This is a genomic window from Thermovenabulum sp. (genome assembly GCF_049701175.1).
Taxonomy (GTDB): domain Bacteria; phylum Bacillota; class Thermosediminibacteria; order Thermosediminibacterales; family Thermosediminibacteraceae; genus Thermovenabulum.
In genome coordinates, this window is sequence record NZ_JBNATW010000004.1 from 82,412 (window position 1) to 103,216 (window position 20,805).

General features: G+C 32.7%; 25 protein-coding genes. All 25 read left to right on the plus strand.

Annotated features, from left to right (window positions below; all coding sequences use genetic code 11):
• The first annotated feature begins 35 nt into the window (after positions 1–35).
• The 25 genes from ACPLVF_RS02300 to ACPLVF_RS02420 all read left to right on the plus strand — a co-directional run bounded on the left by ACPLVF_RS02300 (position 36) and on the right by ACPLVF_RS02420 (position 20,641).
• Positions 36–665 (plus strand): hypothetical protein, encoded by a 630-nt coding sequence (locus ACPLVF_RS02300; RefSeq protein WP_424906212.1) that lies wholly within the window; start codon positions 36–38, stop codon positions 663–665.
• Positions 666–718: 53 nt separating this feature from the next.
• A complete protein-coding gene (locus ACPLVF_RS02305) occupies positions 719–853 on the plus strand; it encodes a hypothetical protein (RefSeq protein ID WP_424906213.1) in 135 nt (44 codons plus the stop codon).
• On the plus strand, positions 828–1,370 hold the full coding sequence (locus ACPLVF_RS02310) for a hypothetical protein (RefSeq protein WP_424906214.1): 543 nt from the start codon (positions 828–830) through the stop codon (positions 1,368–1,370). The genes ACPLVF_RS02305 and ACPLVF_RS02310 overlap by 26 nt, the downstream gene beginning before the upstream one ends.
• 91 nt (positions 1,371–1,461) lie before the next feature.
• Positions 1,462–2,937 (plus strand): vWA domain-containing protein, encoded by a 1,476-nt coding sequence (locus tag ACPLVF_RS02315; protein WP_424906215.1) that lies wholly within the window; start codon positions 1,462–1,464, stop codon positions 2,935–2,937.
• Positions 2,938–3,023: 86 nt separating this feature from the next.
• Positions 3,024–3,614: a hypothetical protein gene (locus tag ACPLVF_RS02320; RefSeq protein ID WP_424906216.1), complete on the plus strand. Its 591-nt coding sequence runs from the start codon at positions 3,024–3,026 to the stop codon at positions 3,612–3,614.
• Positions 3,615–3,672: 58 nt separating this feature from the next.
• A complete protein-coding gene (locus tag ACPLVF_RS02325; protein WP_424906217.1) occupies positions 3,673–3,939 on the plus strand; it encodes a hypothetical protein in 267 nt (88 codons plus the stop codon).
• Between the two features lie 170 nt (positions 3,940–4,109).
• On the plus strand, positions 4,110–5,417 hold the full coding sequence (locus ACPLVF_RS02330; RefSeq protein ID WP_424906218.1) for a DUF3854 domain-containing protein: 1,308 nt from the start codon (positions 4,110–4,112) through the stop codon (positions 5,415–5,417).
• A 30-nt stretch (positions 5,418–5,447) separates the two neighbouring features.
• Entirely contained in the window at positions 5,448–6,491 is a 1,044-nt protein-coding gene (locus ACPLVF_RS02335; protein ID WP_424906219.1) for an ATP-binding protein, read from the plus strand.
• A 79-nt stretch (positions 6,492–6,570) separates the two neighbouring features.
• Entirely contained in the window at positions 6,571–7,791 is a 1,221-nt protein-coding gene (locus ACPLVF_RS02340) for a DUF2201 family putative metallopeptidase (protein WP_424906220.1), read from the plus strand.
• 64 nt (positions 7,792–7,855) lie between these two features.
• Complete coding sequence (locus tag ACPLVF_RS02345; protein ID WP_424906221.1) at positions 7,856–8,365, plus strand: 5' nucleotidase, NT5C type; 510 nt, start codon at positions 7,856–7,858, stop codon at positions 8,363–8,365.
• A gap of 32 nt (positions 8,366–8,397) precedes the next feature.
• Positions 8,398–9,678: a hypothetical protein gene (locus tag ACPLVF_RS02350; RefSeq protein ID WP_424906222.1), complete on the plus strand. Its 1,281-nt coding sequence runs from the start codon at positions 8,398–8,400 to the stop codon at positions 9,676–9,678.
• 146 nt (positions 9,679–9,824) lie between these two features.
• The gene (locus tag ACPLVF_RS02355) at positions 9,825–11,018 is read left to right on the plus strand and encodes a helix-turn-helix transcriptional regulator (protein ID WP_424906223.1); all 1,194 of its coding nucleotides are present in this window, start codon (positions 9,825–9,827) and stop codon (positions 11,016–11,018) included.
• Between the two features lie 623 nt (positions 11,019–11,641).
• Entirely contained in the window at positions 11,642–11,863 is a 222-nt protein-coding gene (locus tag ACPLVF_RS02360) for a helix-turn-helix domain-containing protein (protein ID WP_424906224.1), read from the plus strand.
• Positions 11,864–11,922: 59 nt separating this feature from the next.
• Entirely contained in the window at positions 11,923–12,342 is a 420-nt protein-coding gene (locus ACPLVF_RS02365) for a hypothetical protein (protein ID WP_424906225.1), read from the plus strand.
• A gap of 15 nt (positions 12,343–12,357) precedes the next feature.
• Positions 12,358–14,532, plus strand: a complete 2,175-nt coding sequence (locus tag ACPLVF_RS02370; RefSeq protein ID WP_424906226.1) for an ATP-dependent RecD-like DNA helicase — start codon at positions 12,358–12,360, stop codon at positions 14,530–14,532.
• Positions 14,533–14,534: 2 nt separating this feature from the next.
• On the plus strand, positions 14,535–14,747 hold the full coding sequence (locus ACPLVF_RS02375; protein ID WP_424906227.1) for a hypothetical protein: 213 nt from the start codon (positions 14,535–14,537) through the stop codon (positions 14,745–14,747).
• 92 nt (positions 14,748–14,839) lie between these two features.
• Complete coding sequence (locus ACPLVF_RS02380) at positions 14,840–14,911, plus strand: helix-turn-helix domain-containing protein (protein WP_424906241.1); 72 nt, start codon at positions 14,840–14,842, stop codon at positions 14,909–14,911.
• Between the two features lie 87 nt (positions 14,912–14,998).
• Positions 14,999–15,787 carry a thermonuclease family protein gene (locus ACPLVF_RS02385; RefSeq protein ID WP_424906228.1) on the plus strand — a complete coding sequence of 263 codons (789 nt, stop codon included), beginning with the start codon at positions 14,999–15,001 and terminating at the stop codon, positions 15,785–15,787.
• 307 nt (positions 15,788–16,094) lie between these two features.
• Complete coding sequence (locus ACPLVF_RS02390; protein WP_424906229.1) at positions 16,095–16,424, plus strand: hypothetical protein; 330 nt, start codon at positions 16,095–16,097, stop codon at positions 16,422–16,424.
• A 32-nt stretch (positions 16,425–16,456) separates the two neighbouring features.
• A complete protein-coding gene (locus tag ACPLVF_RS02395) occupies positions 16,457–16,846 on the plus strand; it encodes a pilin (RefSeq protein WP_424906230.1) in 390 nt (129 codons plus the stop codon).
• Between the two features lie 109 nt (positions 16,847–16,955).
• On the plus strand, positions 16,956–17,216 hold the full coding sequence (locus tag ACPLVF_RS02400) for a stage V sporulation protein S (RefSeq protein WP_424906231.1): 261 nt from the start codon (positions 16,956–16,958) through the stop codon (positions 17,214–17,216).
• A gap of 56 nt (positions 17,217–17,272) precedes the next feature.
• A complete protein-coding gene (locus ACPLVF_RS02405; RefSeq protein WP_424906232.1) occupies positions 17,273–17,557 on the plus strand; it encodes a PrgI family mobile element protein in 285 nt (94 codons plus the stop codon).
• A gap of 20 nt (positions 17,558–17,577) precedes the next feature.
• Positions 17,578–18,330 (plus strand): hypothetical protein, encoded by a 753-nt coding sequence (locus ACPLVF_RS02410; protein ID WP_424906233.1) that lies wholly within the window; start codon positions 17,578–17,580, stop codon positions 18,328–18,330.
• Complete coding sequence (locus tag ACPLVF_RS02415) at positions 18,308–20,155, plus strand: VirB4 family type IV secretion system protein (RefSeq protein WP_424906234.1); 1,848 nt, start codon at positions 18,308–18,310, stop codon at positions 20,153–20,155. Before ACPLVF_RS02410 ends, ACPLVF_RS02415 begins: the two co-directional genes overlap by 23 nt.
• A 6-nt stretch (positions 20,156–20,161) precedes the next feature.
• Complete coding sequence (locus ACPLVF_RS02420) at positions 20,162–20,641, plus strand: hypothetical protein (protein WP_424906235.1); 480 nt, start codon at positions 20,162–20,164, stop codon at positions 20,639–20,641.
• Positions 20,642–20,805 lie beyond the last annotated feature (164 nt).

Consider the following 20,805-nt stretch of genomic DNA (forward strand, 5'->3'; position numbering starts at 1 on the left):
CTTGCAGCGGTAAAAAACCGCTGCATTGGAATATTATGGGATACACTCATTACTGGTATAGACCGAAAAACATAAAACCTGATGTATTTTCAAAAATAGTTGAGGATTTTAGAAAAGTTCTCCCTATTATAAAAGGATATGGGGTAGTTTTAAAAGGCCCATTAGGGGAAGGAGAACCAATAATTAACGAGAATGAAGTAAGTTTTAACGGAGACAGGAATTGTGGACATACAACAGAAGATATGGGTATATTATGGCCGTCGGAAAACGCAGGCGGTGTGAATATTGACCTTGAAAACAAAATATCTGGTGAGTGGTATGCAGGGAAGCTGATAGAAACAAGAACATGCGATGGAGATTGTTCTCATGAATCATTCTATTTCCCAAGAGACTACAAGCCATTAGAATGGGAAAAACCGAAAAAAAATGGTCTTTATTTTCAATTCTGTAAGACAGCATTTAAACCTTACGATTTAGCAGTCAATGTATTTTTAGTCATTGCGAAATATCATTTACAAGATAAGATAAGAGTATGCAGCGATGGCAAAGATACACATTGGTTTGACGGCAAATTAATATGCCAAATGGAACTAGGATATGGAATGGAAATGACCATAGATGAGCAAAAAGGCGAACTGTTAATAATGAAAGGAAGTATTAAATAAAGGGCTGGCAATAGCCAGCCCTTTATAAAAAAATAAGAAGGAGGTTATTTAATATGGAAACAATAATCTATGAAGATGGTTGGGATATTTATTGTGGTACACGTAAATTAAACAAAACGGAGCTAAAAAAACTAAAAAAAGAACAAAAGAAAAAAGGGGAATATGGCAGAATGTCCCAAATGCGGTGAAATAATGGATATAAGAGGATTAAAAAGCCATATGGGAAGTATCAGATGTAGAGCTGTGCAGAAAAGAAAGGAATATAAAAGCAAGGGATATACATTATATGAAAACATATGGCATAAGACATACAAGAACTTACTGTCTAAAATGATGGAAAAAGGGATATTATATATTGATATATGCGATTATTATGCGGGATCTATTAATAAAAGAAGTACATTTAAATACGGTTACTGGGGGCAGGTTAAGTATAAAGGGATATGGGATTTAATGGACAAGTTTGATATAAAGGAATACAGAGATATTGTAAAAGGGATAATGCTGGAATGTATTGAAAAAGAAGAAATAACAAGTGAGGCAGAAAAATTAATAAACAGCAGAAAGCTATTGGATTTAATAGAGGATAAAGTTCAAAAAAATATTATATCTAAAAGAGAAGTAAGAGAAATTTTTAAAAACTATACGAAAAACCGCAATATAGATGAATTAATAAAAACATTACAGCTAATGATGCTGAAATAAAGGAATACCGAATAAAAGTATTTGACAGTTTTCACAAACAATAGAAAGGAGGTATAGCAAATACCGGCTTTTGATAAGCCGGTATTATTATATGATGAATAATATTTGGATGATGGACAATATTTTAGATTGTACTTTATTTCAAAAAGGCATAATAAAAACTGATTATATTGACAATAAAAATTACAAAAGGATATGTAACACAACAGGGAAATTACAGGATGTTTCAAAAACAATCAGTGAAATAGTAATTTCCCCCGAAATATTTTTAAGAGACGTCATATATTATCTTTACAAGGTAAAGCCTGAAAAAGAAGATGAGATAGAAAATAAAAACAATGAAAAAATATTTGATACGATAACAAATCTAGAAGACGTAAAGGAAATAAAACAGCAATGCCAATTAAACATGCCAAAAACGATCGTTGCAACATATACAATACTAGACAAAATAATGAAAGAAATCAAAAAAGATAAAGAACTAGAGGAAAAATTAATACAACAAAAAAATGATGATATAAATCAAATAATAAACCAAGTAAAAAGAGAAACACAGAAGAATGATGGAAATAACAGAGAGGAAGATGAAATAAATACAAAGTTAGAGGAAATATACAATAACGTATCAAAAGAAATAAAAAAGGAATTGCAGCAACAATTTGAAGAAATAGATACGATAGAAAACATAATAAATACTTTTGGGAAGCAAGCAGGTAAAGAAGCAGGCATATACGAAGGCCTGATTGATCCTGACAAAGTAACCAAGATAATAGAATATATAAGCCATAATAATAGTTTTGCATACCAAAAGATAAAAAAGATAACAGATTTAGCAGGAAGAATGAAACTAACGTATAAAGAAGGGAGAAAAGACAAAGTAAACGATGTAGCAAGAGAAGAATATAAAGGCATTGTATTAGGTGACGATTTATCCAATTTACTGCCGTATGAGGTAAACCTTTTGAAGAAAAACAAAAAGGAATTTACGGTTAAATATCTCAATAAAGAGTTAGCGGTGTATGAAGTCGAAACCAAACACAATATAGGATACGGGCCTATAATATTATGCATAGACGAAAGCAGTTCAATGAAAGAGCGAATGGCAGACTATACAAAAGAAATATGGGCCAAAGCACTTATGATGTTAATATTGCAGAGGGCATACAAACAGAAGAGGAAATTTGCAGTAATTCAATTTACCAGCCATATAGGGGGGATTACGCACTTTGATCCAAGAAAGGATAATAGTTTAAAAATACTAAATGTAGTTCTAAGGCATTATAATGGAGGAACCAATTTTAGGGAACCTATAGACAAAGCAATAGAGATAATAAAGAGTGAAAAAGTATACAAAAGAGCGGATATTATATTTATAACTGATGGTGAAGATACTCTTGGGAGAGAGTATATTGAAAAGATAAAAGAAGAAAAGAAAAAACACAACATTAGATTTATAACAATGCTTATAGGTGGGGACAGTGAAGAATTAAGGCAAATATCCGACCAATACATGAACAGCGATTTTGTAGATGAACAAATTGTTAGCAAAATAGTGAAGATGATATAATTTTCAATAAATTAAATAATGAGGAGGTGGATTAGACAATAACAAGAACGTATAACAAGCAATAACAAATTGCAGGTTTCCAATAAATGGAAGAATACTATGTAGAGAATGAAAACTGTATAAAACCATTATGGGACTGGTGGGTATTTGGAGGACGATGGAGCGGGTATTTCACTTTAAGAAAATTAGAGAAACAATATCCTGAACAATATAAAAATTTCTGGGAAGAATATGATAAGTTAGGATTAGCAATAATAGGGCCTAATAAAACCGAAGAAGAACAAAGGGAGAGGTCATTTGAGCTTTTTAGAAAATACTTCCCGGACTATGAAGGAATCATACCTGTTTACAGGGATGTATATAACGGACTATACGATGATGATATAGTGCCCTTATTAGAAGTTTACGACATCTTAAAAGAAGTCTATGGAAGATACGAGAAAGACGAAAAAGAGTGGTTAATGAATATGATAAAAGAAACGGGACAAAAAGGCACAGACTACAGCAATATTGTAGAGTATTACGAAGAAGCATTGTGGCATTTAGAACACCCTGAAAAAGCAGAGCTAACAGAATATTCTCTTGTTTATAATATTGAAGAAAGAAACGCTGTTATACCGACCGATCCGGAAGAAATAAAAAGATACTGGGTTGCAGTAGTAGACATGCACTTTTAAAAAAAAGAAGTAAGAAGAAGGTTATATTAAGTTCTCAATAAGAAGGAGGTATATAAAAGTGAATAAGAAGGCGGTAAAAATAGTACTAAATTTTTACTATTTATTTCTTTATGGTCTGAGTATTTTGCTTTCGTTTCTAAACAAGATTGCACAATTTATAGAAAAAACAGCAGATAAAATAATTGACAAAACATTAATATATAAAAGCGATAACGACAGTTATATGCATGAAGAGAAAAAATTGTCAAGAAAACAAAGGAACAAGAAAAAAGTATATGATGTATATAAATACGAGAATATTTATTTTGTAAATTTCCGGAAGTAAAGAACAGGGGGGAGGCTAAAAGCCTCCCTTAATTATTTTGTAGTATATTATATGAGAGGGAATAAGGAAAAGGAGGTATCGAGGATGAATAACCTTTAAAAGGGAATAAGAAGACGAGGTATAAAAAGGCATGACAAAAAAGAAGTATCAATAAAAAGGAGGTATCAAAATTGTGGGACATATTAACTATGGACGATATAAAATACAGCCCGCATAAAAGCACACCAAGCGGGGAGATAAGGATATGCTGTCCATTCTGCGGTGATAAAAAATATCATATGTATGTGAACCTTGAAAAAGGAGTGTACAACTGCTTTTTATGCGGGGCGAAAGGGAAGATAAAGGACAGGGACAATATAAATGAAGGTATATCAATGCGTAGGATATCCAATCAAGAAGAAGAAAAAGAAATTAAAAGCAAAAGGAACAGACTGCTAAAACACATAATATACAGCGAACTTTTAAACCGGCTTGAATTAAGCGAAGCACATTTAAAACATTTAAAAGAGGAAAGAGGACTGCCGGAAGGTTACATAATACAAAGAAGGTATAGAACGGCTCCTCTGCCGGAGAACACAATGCATATAGCTTGCAGCATAGCATCAAGGTATGAAATAAACAATATCCCGGGCTTTTTCAAGAACGGTCGTTTTTGGGACATAACATCATATAAAGGGATATATATACCGTTGGAGGATTTTGATGGCACGATTCAAGGCATACAAGTAAGATTGGACGAAGCAGTAGATGGAGCAAAATACTTATGGTTCTCGTCGGCTGGTAAAAACCAAGGAGCGAAGGCTGAAGTAACATATCACGTGGCTGGATATAAAGAAGGGGTAAAGAAGGTATGGATAACAGAAGGGCCATTAAAAGCGGATATTTGTTATGCAAAAACAGGGGAAACATTCATAGCTGTGCCCGGAGTGCATTCATGGAAGAGCTGTAATATTATAGAGGAGCTTAAAAAAAGGGAGATAGGAGAAGTAATAATTGCTTATGATGCTGACTCTATAACGAACGATCATGTAACAAATGCGGTAATAAACTTGTATAACAATTTAGCAAAGGCGGACATCAGAGTAAATGTAGCATATTGGCTGATAGAGGACGGTAAAGGCATAGACGATTACGTTTCGAACAAAGGCAGACTACCCGAGGTAGTAGATATGGTAACTTATATGAAGAAAGTAAAATTTGAGAAAGTAAGAAGGGGATTATTAAACAAATACGGTTCGATAAATAATTTGGTACTGAGCGGATTTATAACTAAAATAAACGAAGTGATAAAAAACAACAGAAAGTATTTGCTCTTAAAGATGAAGTATGTATATAATAATATTGAAACATATATTGTAGTACTGACGCAAGGAGATAAAAGAAATCTCCTTGACCGGAAGGTAAATATAAAAGGACGTTTGGCAACAACAAAAGGGGAAACCATTTATGTTGTTGCTGAAGAAATAGAAGTAATATAAGTTTCTTAACAATAAGAAGGAGGTATAATAATGAGTCAATATAAAGAAATTATTAAAAAATTAATAAAAATTAATTTACCTGTTATGTTGTGGGGGCCACCCGGAGTCGGAAAATCACAGATGGTAAAGGATGCAGCAAAAGAATTAGGGTATAGTCTCGTAGACATGAGGCTTCAAGAGATGTCTCCCGTGGATCTACGAGGCATACCTGTCGAAGACAAAGAAACGGGCAGAGCAAAGTGGTTGCCACCGTATGACTTACCGATGGAAGAAAGGGATGGCGTAAGAGGTGTATTATTTTTAGATGAGCTTCCCAATGCCGACCGGGATGTCCAGTCGGTAGCATTGAGGTTGATACTTGACAGGAGAATAGGCACATACGAACTACCGAAACAGTGGGTTCCAATCGCAGCAGGGAACAGGGTACAGGACAGAGCAGGAGCATACAGCCTTATATCGTCATTAGCTAACAGGCTAATACACATACCTGTTTATTCATCAATGCCGTCGTTAGATATAGAAATCAAGGACGTAGAAATAAACGTTGAAGAATGGCGTAAATGGGCTTACGAAAATGACGTAGCAGAGGAAATAGTGGCATTTATAAGTTACAGACCTAAGCTATTATATACAGTAACAAAGCAAGTGGCCTACCCAACCCCACGAATGTGGGGTGACTATGTAAATAAAGTTATTAAGACTATAGGGTATGATAGAGAAATTATATCAGGATGTATAGGGGAAGGCCCGGCAGCAGAATTTATGGCTTATGTGAAAGTTAAGAACGAATTGCCGGATATAGAAAAGATACTGGCAACCGGGGATGGCGAAGTACCCACAAGACCTGATGTAACCTACATGCTTGTAACCTCGCTAATCTCCAAAATAAAGGATTTGAAAAAACAGGAAAAGAAATTAGAAAATGCATTTAAATATATAATGAAGTTACAAAAAGAGTATCAAGTAATGTTTGTAAAGGATTTAGTAAACGCTACAAAGAGCGTAGCAGAATTGATGAAAAAAGATTATATGCGTCAATGGATGAATGAAAATAATATTATTTTTAATATATAGAAGGTAAAAGGTAGAGGCAGTTTTCAAACTGCCTCTACTATCATATTTAGGGAAAATAAAAAGGAGGTATTAAAATAATATGACAAAAAGAACGGAAATAATGGAAATAGCGAAATCAAGATTAATTGTGATGAACCCTTTTTTTGGCACATTGGCATTATATCTAAGTAACAAAGAGACAGAGGACAATATAGTAGCAGCAACAGATGGCGAAAACATATACTACAACCCGCAAAACTTTGAAACCATAAAAAACACATATGGCATGGATATTTTAACAACGATAGTTGCACATGAAGTAATGCATTGTGCATTACTTCATATACTCAGAAGGCAATCTAGAAATATAAAGTTATGGAACCTTGCAACAGACATAGTTATAAACAACATATTAGAGGAATGTGGTTTTAAAATCCCGGACTTTGCTTTTAAAGATAAAAGATATGGTGGGAAATCAGCAGAAGAAGTATATGATGATTTAAGCAAGATGATAGGAATGGGAAATGGAGATAAGACAGTAATTAACGATAATCAAAAATATAGAACGCAAGATGCAGAGCAACTGGAGAAGATAGCAGACGATATAGAAAAAAGCCACAAATATTGGGATTACGCAGTAGGTTGTAATGACAACAACGAAAAAAACAAGACATATTGGAGGGAAGATGTAAAAGGTAATGAGAAGGAATGGAAAGAACGGCTGATAAGAGCAGCGAACGTGGCACGTCAAAGAGGGACGCTGCCTGCATCCCTGCAGAAAATCATAGATGAAATACTAAACCCAACAGTAGATTACAGAATCTTACTGCAAGACGTATTAGAAAAAATAAACGCAGAATATAACTGGAACACATTTGACAGAAGGTATATAAGCAGAGGGATGTACTTGCCGGGCAAAGAAAGCAGAGGGGCAAGAACGGTCGTTATAGCCTTGGACACATCAGGGTCAATTACAGATGAAGAATTAAACAATTTTGTAAACGAAGTGTATGGGATAGTTTCGCTGCGATACAGAGATGTATATGTAATAGCATGTGATGCTGAAATACACGAAGTATATCATATAGATGAGTATGGGAATATACCTAAAATAAAAAACGTTTCAGGACGAGGAGGCACAGATTTCCGGCCTGTTTTTAATTATGTAAAAGAAAATTGTATAGAGCCTACTGCGTTGATATACTACACAGATGGAGAAGGGACATATCCGACGCACGATCCCGGATATCCAACAATTTGGGTAGTAGTTAATGAAGTTGATGTCCCATTTGGCAGAAAAGTAATGTATAAAAAAATATAGCAAACACTTGTTCGATAAATTAAATTATGATAAAATTTTATTAAAATAAGAAGGAGGTATTATTATGAAAATAGGGGTTGACATATGTAATACTGTAGCCGATGTTTTGACGGAAATAGAAAGAAGGTTAGGCAAATATGACTGGCATACTTATTATCATCCCAACATGCCGGAGTCTTTTTTTGAAGAAAATAAAGACATATTTTTAAAAGCAAGGCCTTATGCTAATGCTGCAAAGGTATTAAAGGAATTGTCCAAGGAACATGAGATTATATATATAACGTCAAGGCCTGCGTGGGCTAAAGAATATACGGTACAGTGGCTTAAAAGCCATGATTTTCCCAATCCTGAAAATGTCATATTTACAGACAACAAGGCAAAGGCTGTTGTTGAAAACAGAGTAAAATACATGATAGAAGATGCACCACATGAAATAAGGAAAATGCTTTCAATCGATGTAAAACTTATTATGAAGGTTCAACCTTATAACAAGGACTACTTCTACTTTATAAGGAAAATAGTTAAATGGGATGATATAATGTATTATTTTAATCTAAGCAGGCAAATAGCCTAATAAGTATAAAAAAATAAGAAGGAGGTATTTTTATGCCAATAAAAGGTTGGAGTGATGTTACCAGATTACAAAGAATTGGACAGATAGCAATAGGAAAGAAAGATGAAAGAGGAATACCTACTCCTACAGATTATTTTGTGGTTCCTGACGAAGTTAAAAAAGTTTATGGTGAAAAACCAAGGGAATTAGACATCATTATACCATCTGAAGATATAGAGACCATATTCCCGGCCTATCTAAAAAGATATGGGGAACAATACGGATTAATATGTAGAGGAGACGGCGAATACGCATCCCTTTCGCTCGCATATGCAAAGATAAATCCACAAGAATATAGGTTAAAGAGGGTAGGAGATGACTTCTTTGATGAATATGGGGAAAAATTAAGTAAGGAAATAGGCAGGGATGGGAAGGAATGGCTACAGATAAGATGCACATATAAAAATTGTCCTTTATATAAGGCAAAGAAATGCAAAGAGATAGCAGTATTAAATGTAATACTACCTAAGGTATCAAGCCTTCTAGGGGTATATAGCATTGATACAGGGAGTTTTAATTCATATATCAATATAAGGAACGCATTAGAATTATTAAGAAGAATGATAGGAAGAATAAGTTTCGTTCCTCTCAAATTAAAAGTAAAGATGGTAGAAACACATCCGACAGTAACAATAAAAGGAGAAGAGAAAAAAATAAAAAAATTAGTTCCGGTAATGTATATAGACATGGATATGAATTATGAAACCCTTTTGTCATATCTAAGACAACAGAAGGAATTACAAGAATTATCCCTGCATAGGTATATGTTAGACGGTGGAGTGGAAATAGAACCTGTAAATGACGAACAAAAACCGGAGCTTTTATATCCAGAAACGGAAGAGATACAAAATGAAGAAAACGAATATGAGAATTTCAACAAACAATTTGCAGAATTTATCTATCAAGAGATACAAAAAGATGAAGAAGATATTGAGCAAATAAACAAGAATAGCGATACAACCAAGGAAAAAAGTGAAGATACAACAGATAGTAAAAATGACGATAACCCCGAAACCCAAAGGAACAAAATTAAGATAGAGATTCTATCAAAACCGATAGCATCAATGATAAAAGCTGGCCCAGTTGCAAAAGGAGAGGCATTAATAGTTAAAGGCAATGGTGTTATTAACGAAGGTATGAGGACGATAATATACACTATTCCAAAAGATACGGAACAGATGGAGAAATTGCTGAAGTTTACAGAAGGAGATGAATTAGAAGTAGAAGTTTTAAAGACAAACCCAGAATTAGACAAAATATTTATAAGGGTATAAAAAAACAAAGCCGGTATGCAGGGGTGATGACATTTCCAGCATACCGGCTTTCCTTTTTTAATAATAAAAAAAATATTTGCAAAAATATTGCTATATGTTATAATTTTTATTAGGAGGCAAAGACGGAAGGGGGTTCAATAATATAGATGGTAAGTCGACAGGAGAATGCATTAACAGGAGAAACAGAGGTCACAGACGAAATAATAAGTGAAGAGATAATAAACATAATAGAATACGAAGAGAATATATTATCGGAACAACAAAAGAAGATATATAATTTAATAAATGAAGGGTATACCCTTAGAGAAATATCGTATATATTAAACACTTCCCCTGATGTAATAAAAAAGCAAATAGAGAGGATAATTAAAAAAATAAAAGCAAATAGAAGTACGGAGGAAGATTTAAAAGAAGTGATAGAAAGCGAGATATTAACAGACCGAGAAAAGGTTGCTTATTATTTACAAAGCAATGGAATAAAAATAAAGAACATAGCAAAAATAATGGGAATCAGCGAAAGTGCTGTTAAGACATACATAAGAAGAGCTAAAATGAAAAATAGGAAAAAGAAGAAAGAAGAAATCAAAGTGTATAATATAAATGAGCTACCGGAAGAAGAAAGAAGGGAATTAATAGAAAATATTAATAGCAAAAAAGATAAAAAAGACGAATTAATAGAAAATGTCTTAAAAAGTATATACATAGAAGGAATTAACAAAAAAAATGCAATGCTGGCAACAATATTAGGGCAAAAGAGTATTCAAGCGAGGGAAATATACTTTAGAGAAAACACCAGCAAGTTAAAGAAGTTGCTATATAGAAAAAGCAATGGAGACCTAATAAGGATAGGGAAAAAAGAAGAGAAAATGGCAATAGATATTATATCAAAGTATTTTGAAAAAATAGATGATGGATGTTACAAACCGTTAATGAAGAACAGCAACACAATATTAATAGAGGCCTTACAGGAAAGAGAAGAAATGATAAGACAGTATGATGGTATAATAATAAGGGAGAGCAAAGCATCTCCCATAGGAAAGGTATATAAAGCAAATAAGGAGAAGATAAGAAAAGATGGAGAATATAATTTACTAAAAATAAAAGAAATAAAGAGGGTAGGGGATAAAATACAGGTTTGTATGGAAGATAAGAATAAAAGAATCATAACAAGGGAAATAGACAGCGTTTATATAAGATATAGGAATAATTATTATTCAACAAGCCCACTAGTATTAGAGAAAGAAGATATAGTAATGGTAGATGACAGCAAGGTAATATTATATGAATGTGAGGATGCAATACATGTATTTATAAAAGAATTTTATGATTTTGATGCATAAAATTACAAAAAGGCAGCTTTAAAAAGCTGTCTTTTTTATTTTTTAGAAGCTCGCAATATGGTAAAAAATAGAAATGATGACGGTAAAATTAGGGAAATTTGGCCAGAAAATATGGTATTTTATGGGGAAAATAACGTCCGATAATAAACGTTATGTAAACTTTACCTCTGAATACTCAAAAAATACTCAATTTTCGCAAATAACCTGCTTTTCAAACCAACTTCTATTGCTCCTCTTATGGTTATTATAAAAATGCAAAAATGTGCATAAAAATACATTTGTTATAATATTAAAAACATTATTAGCTTTACGTTTTCTTCTTTTTTTAGTTTCTGACAATTTAAAATTATCCTTATACATAGCAGAAATCTCTCCCCTACCCTCTCATTTAAAACATAAAATGTCGTAATATTATAAAATAAAAAAATAATTTTTAAAATCTCCAATAGATATTTTATACAAAATAACTATTTCTGTCTATATAATTTATATGACAATTTATTACAATTTATACAACGATCGGCAAATGGCAAACTCTTACAAATTTATAATTGTCTAAAAATAACGCTATATGTTATAATAAAATTAAAGGAACTTTTAATTTAAAGCAGGAAGGAAGAAGTATGGACAACAACATTGAAAACATTAACATCATAATAGGCAAAAATATAAAGAAGTATAGGACTTCAAAAAAAATGACGAGAAAAAAACTGGCAGAAAAATTGGGAATATCTCCTCAATACCTATACAATATAGAAAACGGGCAAAGAAGGATAAATGCCGAAAAACTTTATGCAATATCAAAAATATTAAATGTAAGTATAGAAAAATTTTTTAAGGAGTAAAATCCTAAAAATATAAAGAAAGTATTTATACAATAAATAAAAAGAAAGGAGCATAAATTATGCAGATATTTTTTTACAAAAAAAAGCTTTTCCCTAAGGAAATAGTGTTCTCTTCCCTACTTTTTTCAATAATTGGGGCATACTTCTATGCAAATCACTTTACGGCATCTTTTCATATAACGGCCGTTTTAGGAGGACTAGTAATTGCTTTTCTTACCACTAGCCAAAATATTCAGGAGAACACCTGCATATATGTAGATGAAAGTGGCATAAAACTTTATATAAACAAGGTATGCCTTAACTATGACTGGAAGGATATTAAAGAAATCTATATAGATGAAATGTTTACTAGGATAATAATGTCAAGCGGGAAGCGTTTTATGGTATCTAATGAGCTTGTAGACTATGATTTGTTTAATAAAAAAATATCTTATTTTGCTAAAATGCAGGGCAAAACCGTAAAAACTACACAACCCTAAAAGGGGGCATTTTTGTTGGAGCAACTATATAACGTTTGCATTGATCGTATAATCTTCTATAATCCTGTTACCAACTATACTGTAGCATCAATAAAAACAGAAGACAACAGGAAACTCATGGCAACATTTAAAGGGGATTTGAAAGAAGGGGAAAAGATAATAATAGTAGGCAACTGGGTTAATCATCAAAAATACGGCCTTCAATTTCAAGGAGAATATGTTACAAAATTCGACCCTGAAAAAATAGAAAACGGGACAATACACTTTCTTTCTGAAATAAATCACATTGGGCAAGCCCGAGCCAGTGAAATTGTTAAAGAATTAGGCATAAATGCACTTTACAAAATATCAAAAGAACCGCTATTGCTTTCAAAGGTAAAAATTCCACTTAAAGCAAAGGAAGAAGTATTAAAAGCCCTGCAGAATGATGATAAGATACTTAGATATATCAAGATGAACCTTCTGCCGTTGGGCATTTCAGCCAATATTATTGAAAAAGCCTATAAAACTTATGGAGCAGAAGCAGAAAAAATCTTATTAGAAAAACCATATAAAATAGCAGGAGAAGTAAAAAAAGTGGGAGCAAAAAAAGCAGAGCGGATAGCACAAACAATAAACTATGATAACAACAGCGAAAAACTCGCAATGATAATTAACTACATAATAAAGCAGAAAAGTGATCAAAACGGACACCTCTACGTTACACTTGAGGAACTAAGGCAAGAAATCAGCGATGCTTATTTAATGGATATTACGCAAAGAGAGCTTAGCGATTTCATACAAGAAAACATGACAAATCTATCTATTATTCAAGACAATAAAATATACAAAAAACGGGATTTAATAGACGAACAAATAATAGCATCAGGGATAAATGCAATGGTTGAAAATTATCAGTTTAATATATTTAAGAATTATAACGACTTAGACAATTTTTTGGAAACAATGCCTATAAAATATACCGATGAACAAAAAGCAGCAATTAAAGAAGCCATACAAAGCAGCATCAGTGTAATCACCGGTGGCCCCGGCACAGGAAAAACAACAATAATAAAAGCCATAATAGATTACTTTGCAAAGAAAAATGAGACTGTTGAATTGGCAGCACCTACAGGAAAAGCATCAAAAAGGTTAACAGAAGCAACAGGTTACAGGGCACAAACAATCCACCGTCTGTTGGAAGCTGCATATGATGAAAAAAGCAAAAAGGTATATTTTGGGCGAAACAAGTACAATCCTATATATGCTGACGTTGTTATTATTGATGAAAGCAGTATGATCGACAATTTTTTAATGGCAAGGCTTGTAGAAGCATTGGATTACAGGAATACGAGGCTTATATTAGTGGGCGATGCGGATCAGCTTCCCTCGGTAGGTCCCGGCAATATTCTAAGGGATATAATATCTTCAGGCGTGGTAAATGTATCAAGGTTGTCAAAAGTATTCAGGCAGACTGACCAAGGAACGATTAAAGTAAACGCACATTTAATAAATATGGGTAAATATCCGAAGTTTAACCAATCTGATTTCATATTTAAGGAAACAGAAGACCCAGAAGATGTAGTAAAAGAATACATAAAGAATATACAAGAAAACGGTATTTCTTCTGTTCAATTAATCTCACCCATGAAAAAAGGTATTTTTGGCACAGAGAAATTAAATAAAATGATACAAGAAAAAGTAAATCCAAATAATTACGGTATAAAAATAGGGGAAAATGTATTTAGAATTGGTGATCGAATTATACAAAACAGCAATAATTACAGAATAGGAATATTTAACGGAGATACAGGTGTTATAAAGGACATAATCATTGCAAGAAGAGATAAAGATCAAGAATACAATATTAAAGATGTTATAATTATAGCCGAGTTTGATGGAGAAGACAAAGAAATAATCGGGGAAGAAATCAAACAGATATCGCTTGCATATAGCATAACAGTCCATAAGTCGCAGGGAAGCGAATACGATACTATCATTCTTGTGTTAAAAACCGGGCACTACGTTATGCTTAACAGGAACCTTTTATATACAGCTGTAACAAGGGCAAAGAAGAAAGTTATTATTATGGGCGATAAAAAAGCTATAGCATTAGCTCTGCATACTACAGATAATATAAAAAGAAATACTGGTTTAAAAGAAATTTTATCAAATAAGGAGATGGTATTACGAAAACAGGTAGGACTATAAGATTGACATTAGATAAAGATGAATTAATATACCTGATAAACACAATTGAAATAAGAGCTGACAAAATTAAAAACAAGTACCCGAATGAATATGCTAAAAACAGGAGAATACTTATGAAGCTTTACAGTAAGTTAGGGGTAAGCGAAGAAGTATATAATGCAACAAGAGTTTTGGCAGGCGAGAAAATGGTTAATGAAGAAGAAGAATTAGTTTAACAGTCTTCCCGCAAGAAGTCTCCATCTTCTATAAGATGGAGATGAATTGTGGTTGATGACTATTGTTCCGGGAGTCAAAGTGAAAAAAGAAAATGCTGAAGGCATACAAATATCGAATATATCATACTAAAGCCCGGCAAGAGTTTTTTGAAAAAACTTTTTGAAAGGGTACTCAATGTTATTGTTCATATGAAGTATTAAAATAATGGTTATAACGAACGTTATAAACGAAAAATAAAAGAGGGATTAGCATGATAAGTCATAACCGGATAAAAAGATATATTATATTATTAATGCTGTCTATACTTCTGTTGCAGACTCCATATTTTTTAGGCAAAGCAGATGCAGCAGAAGAAGAAAATATAAAATTAATTCAAACTAAAATAGTAAAGGTATTAGACGGTGATACAGTCAATGCAAAAATAGGAACAAAAACAGTAACAATAAGGCTGATAGGAGTCAACTGTCCGGAAATAGAACACAAATCTTTGAAGATAAAAGAACAACCATACGGTAAAAAAGCAATGGAATATACGAAAAAAGTATTATACGGAAAAACAGTATATATACAAAAAGATGTACAAGAAAAAGACAAATATGGAAGATTACTTGGATATATCTGGCTAAGCAAACCAAAAAATGATAGCGAAGAGGAAATAAAGAGCAAGATGTTTAATGCACAGCTTTTGTTAAACGGTTATGCACAAGTGATGACAGTACCTCCGAATGTCAGATATGCAGACTATTTTGTAAAATACGAAAGAATTGCAAGAGAAAACAAAAGAGGTTTATGGTCGGACGAAAATATAGAGAAACCAAACAGCGGATATGATAAAGCAAAAGAAGAAAAAACAGCTGAAACAATTAAAAACATTAATAAAAATCAATATAAGTATATAGGCAACAGTAATACAAAAAAGTTTCATTATCCCTCTTGTAAATGGGCTAAAGAAATAAAACCAAGCAACATCGTGTATTTCTCTACAAGAGAACAAGCAATAAAAGCAGGATATAACCCATGTAAAGTATGTTATCCTTAAAACTCAAAAACAAAATATAGGAAAATAAACAAGGGTATTGTCTTTTTAAATAAAATGCATTATAATGGAAGTGGGGAAGATGTAAAAAAAAATCCAGAACAAAAAAGACTACAAATGAGAAATTAAAAAAGGGAAAAACAAAGAGGAGGAATAAAAACCTTCTCTTTGTTTTTTTTATTATTTAAAAAGCAGAAAAAATTATAAGGGCAGAAAAAGGCATGAAAGGAGGAATTTAAACTAAAAGATCCCTTAAATACGCTTATCATAATATTAATCAAATAAATAAAATAAAAAGGAGGTAGATATTTTGGAGAAGAAGACGGTAACAATAAGAGAAGGTGGTTATCGGGCATTAGCCTCTGCTATAATATTGCAGGCAATAGAAGACATAGTAATGGCTAATGTGCCCGAAAAAGAAAGAAATGAGGCCATGAAGTTTTTTGAAGATTCATGGTTTGAATTTATCTCAGAGGCATTAGGGTATAACTCTGAAGAAATAAGAAGAAGGCTATACAATCAAATAGCGGAAGAATATTTATCAAGGAAATACAGAAAGACAAAATCAAAAGCAAATTATTACTATGCAAAAGCAATGCTTTCTGAAATAAAAAAGAAGAAAATTTCAAATTGCTATTAATATAAAAATCTAAAAGGAAGGGGAAGACTTTTATGAAACGGAAAAAAATAATTAAAACCCTTGCATTATTTTTTATTTTATTATTAATAATCGGCATCTGTGGGACAGCATTAGCAGACGGTACTAATAACAATCAAATCAAAGGGAATGTTTCCACCGGCGATGATGGAATAAATGCAAACAAGGGATTGCAAGATATAGCAGACTTTCTATCAAAGTTATTAACAGCCTTTTCTGCTTTTGGAGGAATTGTAATAGTTTTTGCATTTGTATACAACGGTTACAAACTTGTAGTTGCACATGATCCGCAGGCAAGGGCTTATGCAATGCACAATTTTATATACATAGTAATAGGAGGGCTAATAATATTTGGGGCAAGAACATTAGCAGCAGTATTAAAAAATGTGTCGTCAATGATGTAGAATCATAAACAATACGAAACGGCAGAAAACTTTTGAGATATAAAAAGGAATTAGATAAAGCAGACAAGAGATTGCATTATATAAAATACAGAAAAGGGGCAGTAATGTTATGATAAAGGTATCAGCCAAAACAAATCCTGTAAAGCTGGCAAGATACATTATAAAAGAGATAAGAGATGACGGGATAGAAATACGTGCAGCAGGGGCCTCAGCAGTAAACAATACTATTAAGGCCGTAATTATTGCTCAGAAAATGGTGGACAGAAACATATATGTTGTCCCAAGTTTTCAGGAAGGGAAAGGGCGAAATGATATAAGTAAAGTGATAAAAATAATCGTAAAAGAAAAAACTAAAGAAAGGAGGAAATAGGATAAACTGCCACTCTGCTACGAAAAAACGATATGAGTGGCAGTTTATTTATTATAATGAGAGTATACAAAGTCCCAATAATTCTTAATGAGGAAAGAAAATTGTTTGGAGGAATATTATCGATAAGACAGCTGACATATTTGCTAATAGGGCTTTTTGCAAACTATTTTATCTTCAAGGGGTTTGGGGTATACGGGATACTGCCATCACTGATAATAACGGTGTTTGTACTATTGTTGACATTTTACAAAATTTCCAAATATGACATTAACTTTGACAAATATATAGTCTTAAAGTTTAAATATCTATTAAAACAAAAAACATATCTATACAAGAAGTAATAGAAAGGCGGTAGAGCAGGTTGTTAGACATTATTTCCAATATCATTTTTTACTTAATGATAGCAGTACTAGCATTAGGGTTCCCTGCAATAATTTATCTATCAAAGAAAAATAAAGATGGCCAAAACAGCATGATAGAAAAAAAGAAAAATGATAAACAAGGGAAAAACGCACAAGAGTTTGCTGAGATAAAGGACATTAAAGACGGCATCATCATAATGGAAGATAATAGGTATTCGATGATATTAGAGGTTAGCGGATTTATTAATTTTATGCTTTTATCGGGTTCTGAGCAAGAAAAAATGGAAGCAAGTTTTAGAAGTCTAATGGGTTCAATAAATTTCCCAGTTCAGTTTTATTCGCAAACAAGGCTATTAGATTTATCGAAAGAAATAGAAGGGATGAGAGCAAGACTCAATCAATTAAATGAAAAAATGAAGGAATATGCAGGTGAATTAATCGGATATTTAAATAAGCTTCAATCTACAAAAACAATACTTGTAAGAAATAATTACATAGTGCTTTCGTGCATTGCATCTTCATATGAAGAAGCGTTAAGAGAACTAACTCGCAGAAAAGAAATAATAGAGATGGAAGTAAATAAATGGTTAAACTGCAATATGCTTAATACACCGCAGGTAATGGAAGTATTGCAAATATTTATGAATAAAGAAAAAGCCTTATCAAACAAAATAGAAGACGCATTGAATCTTGGCCATTATGATTATGTAGTAAGGAGTGTCGGAATAAATGAAATTATTGGGAAAGCATAAAAAGGAAAAAGAAATTGTAGATGTTGAGGAAAAAAGAGCAATGAATAAAGGGGTAACAACGATACTGGACACGATATCTCCCGATGGAGTTTTAATAACACCAAGCTACATACAACTCAGCAGCAACAGGTATGTAAAGTCATTTTTTGTAAGTGAAGTTCCTTCGACTGTATTCGTAGGCTGGCTTGACGAATTATATCTATTTGGGGACGTAGACATAAGCATATATGTTTACCCATACCCTAACAGAGAAGCAATAAAAGACTTAACCCAAAAAATAGAAGACCTTATGGCACAGCAAATACTTGATGAACGGCGTGGAGACTATACAAATGCATCATTAACTAAAATAACATTGGAAGACGCATGGAGATTAAGGGAAGAAATACAAACTAACAGAAACAAAATGTATAACGTAACTATACTATTTACAATTGCAGCAAAAACACCTGAAGAATTGGAGCGGAAATCAAAAATTATAGAAGAGCGTTTAGGCGGTATGGCAATAAACATAAGAGAGGCATTTCTACGGCAGGATGATTGTCTCAAAAGCGTAATGCCTTTGGGCAATAACAAGATGCTAGACATATACAGAAACTATGATTTGGGTGCAGCCACATCTTTACTTCCTTTCAACAATGCGGATATTACGCATGAAGGAGGGGTTTATTTAGGTCTAAATATTACTACCGGTGCTCCTGTATTTTTCAATCCATTCAACAAAAAGATACTTCCAAATCCGCATTTGGGAGTAATTGCCACTACCGGAGCAGGGAAAACGACATTTTTAAAGCTATACACATCAAGAAGTGCCATATATGGGATAAAGACTGTATTTATAGATGTTGAAAATGAATTTGGCAAGATGGTAGAAAACCTTGGAGGAGTACACGTTAAACTTTCGCCTAATGAGGCAGGATATATAAATCCCTTTGAGATAGAAGAAGATTACGATGATGATACAAGAAAATCATTTGTCAATTTAAGACAGAAAATAGCTGACTTAAAGGGATTATTTTCTGTAATGATAGAAGGGCAGAACGCACAGCTAACACCTATAGAAAGTGTAATTATAGAGGACACAATAAGAGAAGAATACGAAGCTATCGGTATAACAACTGATCCAGAATCTCTGTATGAATACAGATCAGAAGTTAGAGATGGTGTATATACTGCAGGCAAAGTAAAGAAAAAAATGCCGACAATCAGTTCGTTTTATGAAAGGTTAAAAACGAAAGGTGAAGGAGCAGAAAGGCTTGTAAAATTGCTGAAGCAATATCTAAAAGACGGATCATTGGGTTTATTTGATGGTGAAACAAAAATAGACTTAAAGGACGCAACAATGATAAGCTTTGATATATCAAAGCTGGAAGAAAAATTTATGAAACCTTTTGCAATGTATGTCATACTGCAATGGATATGGGAAAAATTTGTGAAGAAAGATAAAGGAACAAAAAAAATGGTAGTAGTAGATGAAGCATGGATGTTTATGAAGCATCAGGACACGGCAAACTTTTTGGAAGACATGGCAAGAAGGGCAAGGAAAAGAGGGTGCAGCTTGGTAGTATCAACTCAAAACTTCAGAGAATTCACAAACAGCGAGCAGGGAATTGCGGTTATAACCAACTTAGGCAGCTTGCTTTTTATGCAGCATACAAAAGAGGAAGTGGACATTGTAGGGGAAACATTTAAATTATCAGAAGGGCAAAAGGCCTTTTTAGAAACGGCAAGAGTAGGAGAAGCATTGTTGAGGGCTGGCAAGCAAACAGCAGCGATTCATATAGTCCCATCAAATTTTGAGAGAAAGCACATATTGGGGTGGTGAAACAATATGTCGCAATTGTTAGAGCTTTATATATGGTATTTGATGATAAATTTTACTGTATACTTTTGTTATAAAAATTTTATAAAATTTAAAATGAAAATAGGAAGTTGGTGGCAAAACATTAATATTATAGCAATATCATTAGTTGAAGCAATTTTGATAACAATTTTATTAACCTTTGTTACATTGTTAATATTTTTTTTAATAATGGTAATTAAAGACGGAATACTTAAAAGAGCGAAGATTAAAAAATACAACGTAAAAAGTAACGATAATAAACATACCGCACCAATAGCCATATCTAATATAGAATTCGACAACGGAATTACGATAAAACCTCGCATACTCTACATAAAAGATAAAGGAGAATATCGTATATATCTTCCCCTTGAAGAAAGATTAGATACAGAAAAATATAAGTTATTTCTTTTCCACAAAAAGAAAATACAAGAAATATTAGAAACTTACGTCAAAGATAAAAAATAAATTTTATACAAATTTTTAAAATAAGAAGGAGGTGAAAAAACAATAGAAAGAAGGTGTTCCGCTCACAATGAAAACAGTTTACGAAATAGCATTATTTATATTAAAAATCATAGCCGGAGAAATAATAGAGTACTATGCGGAAAAATACATAAGAAAGATAATAG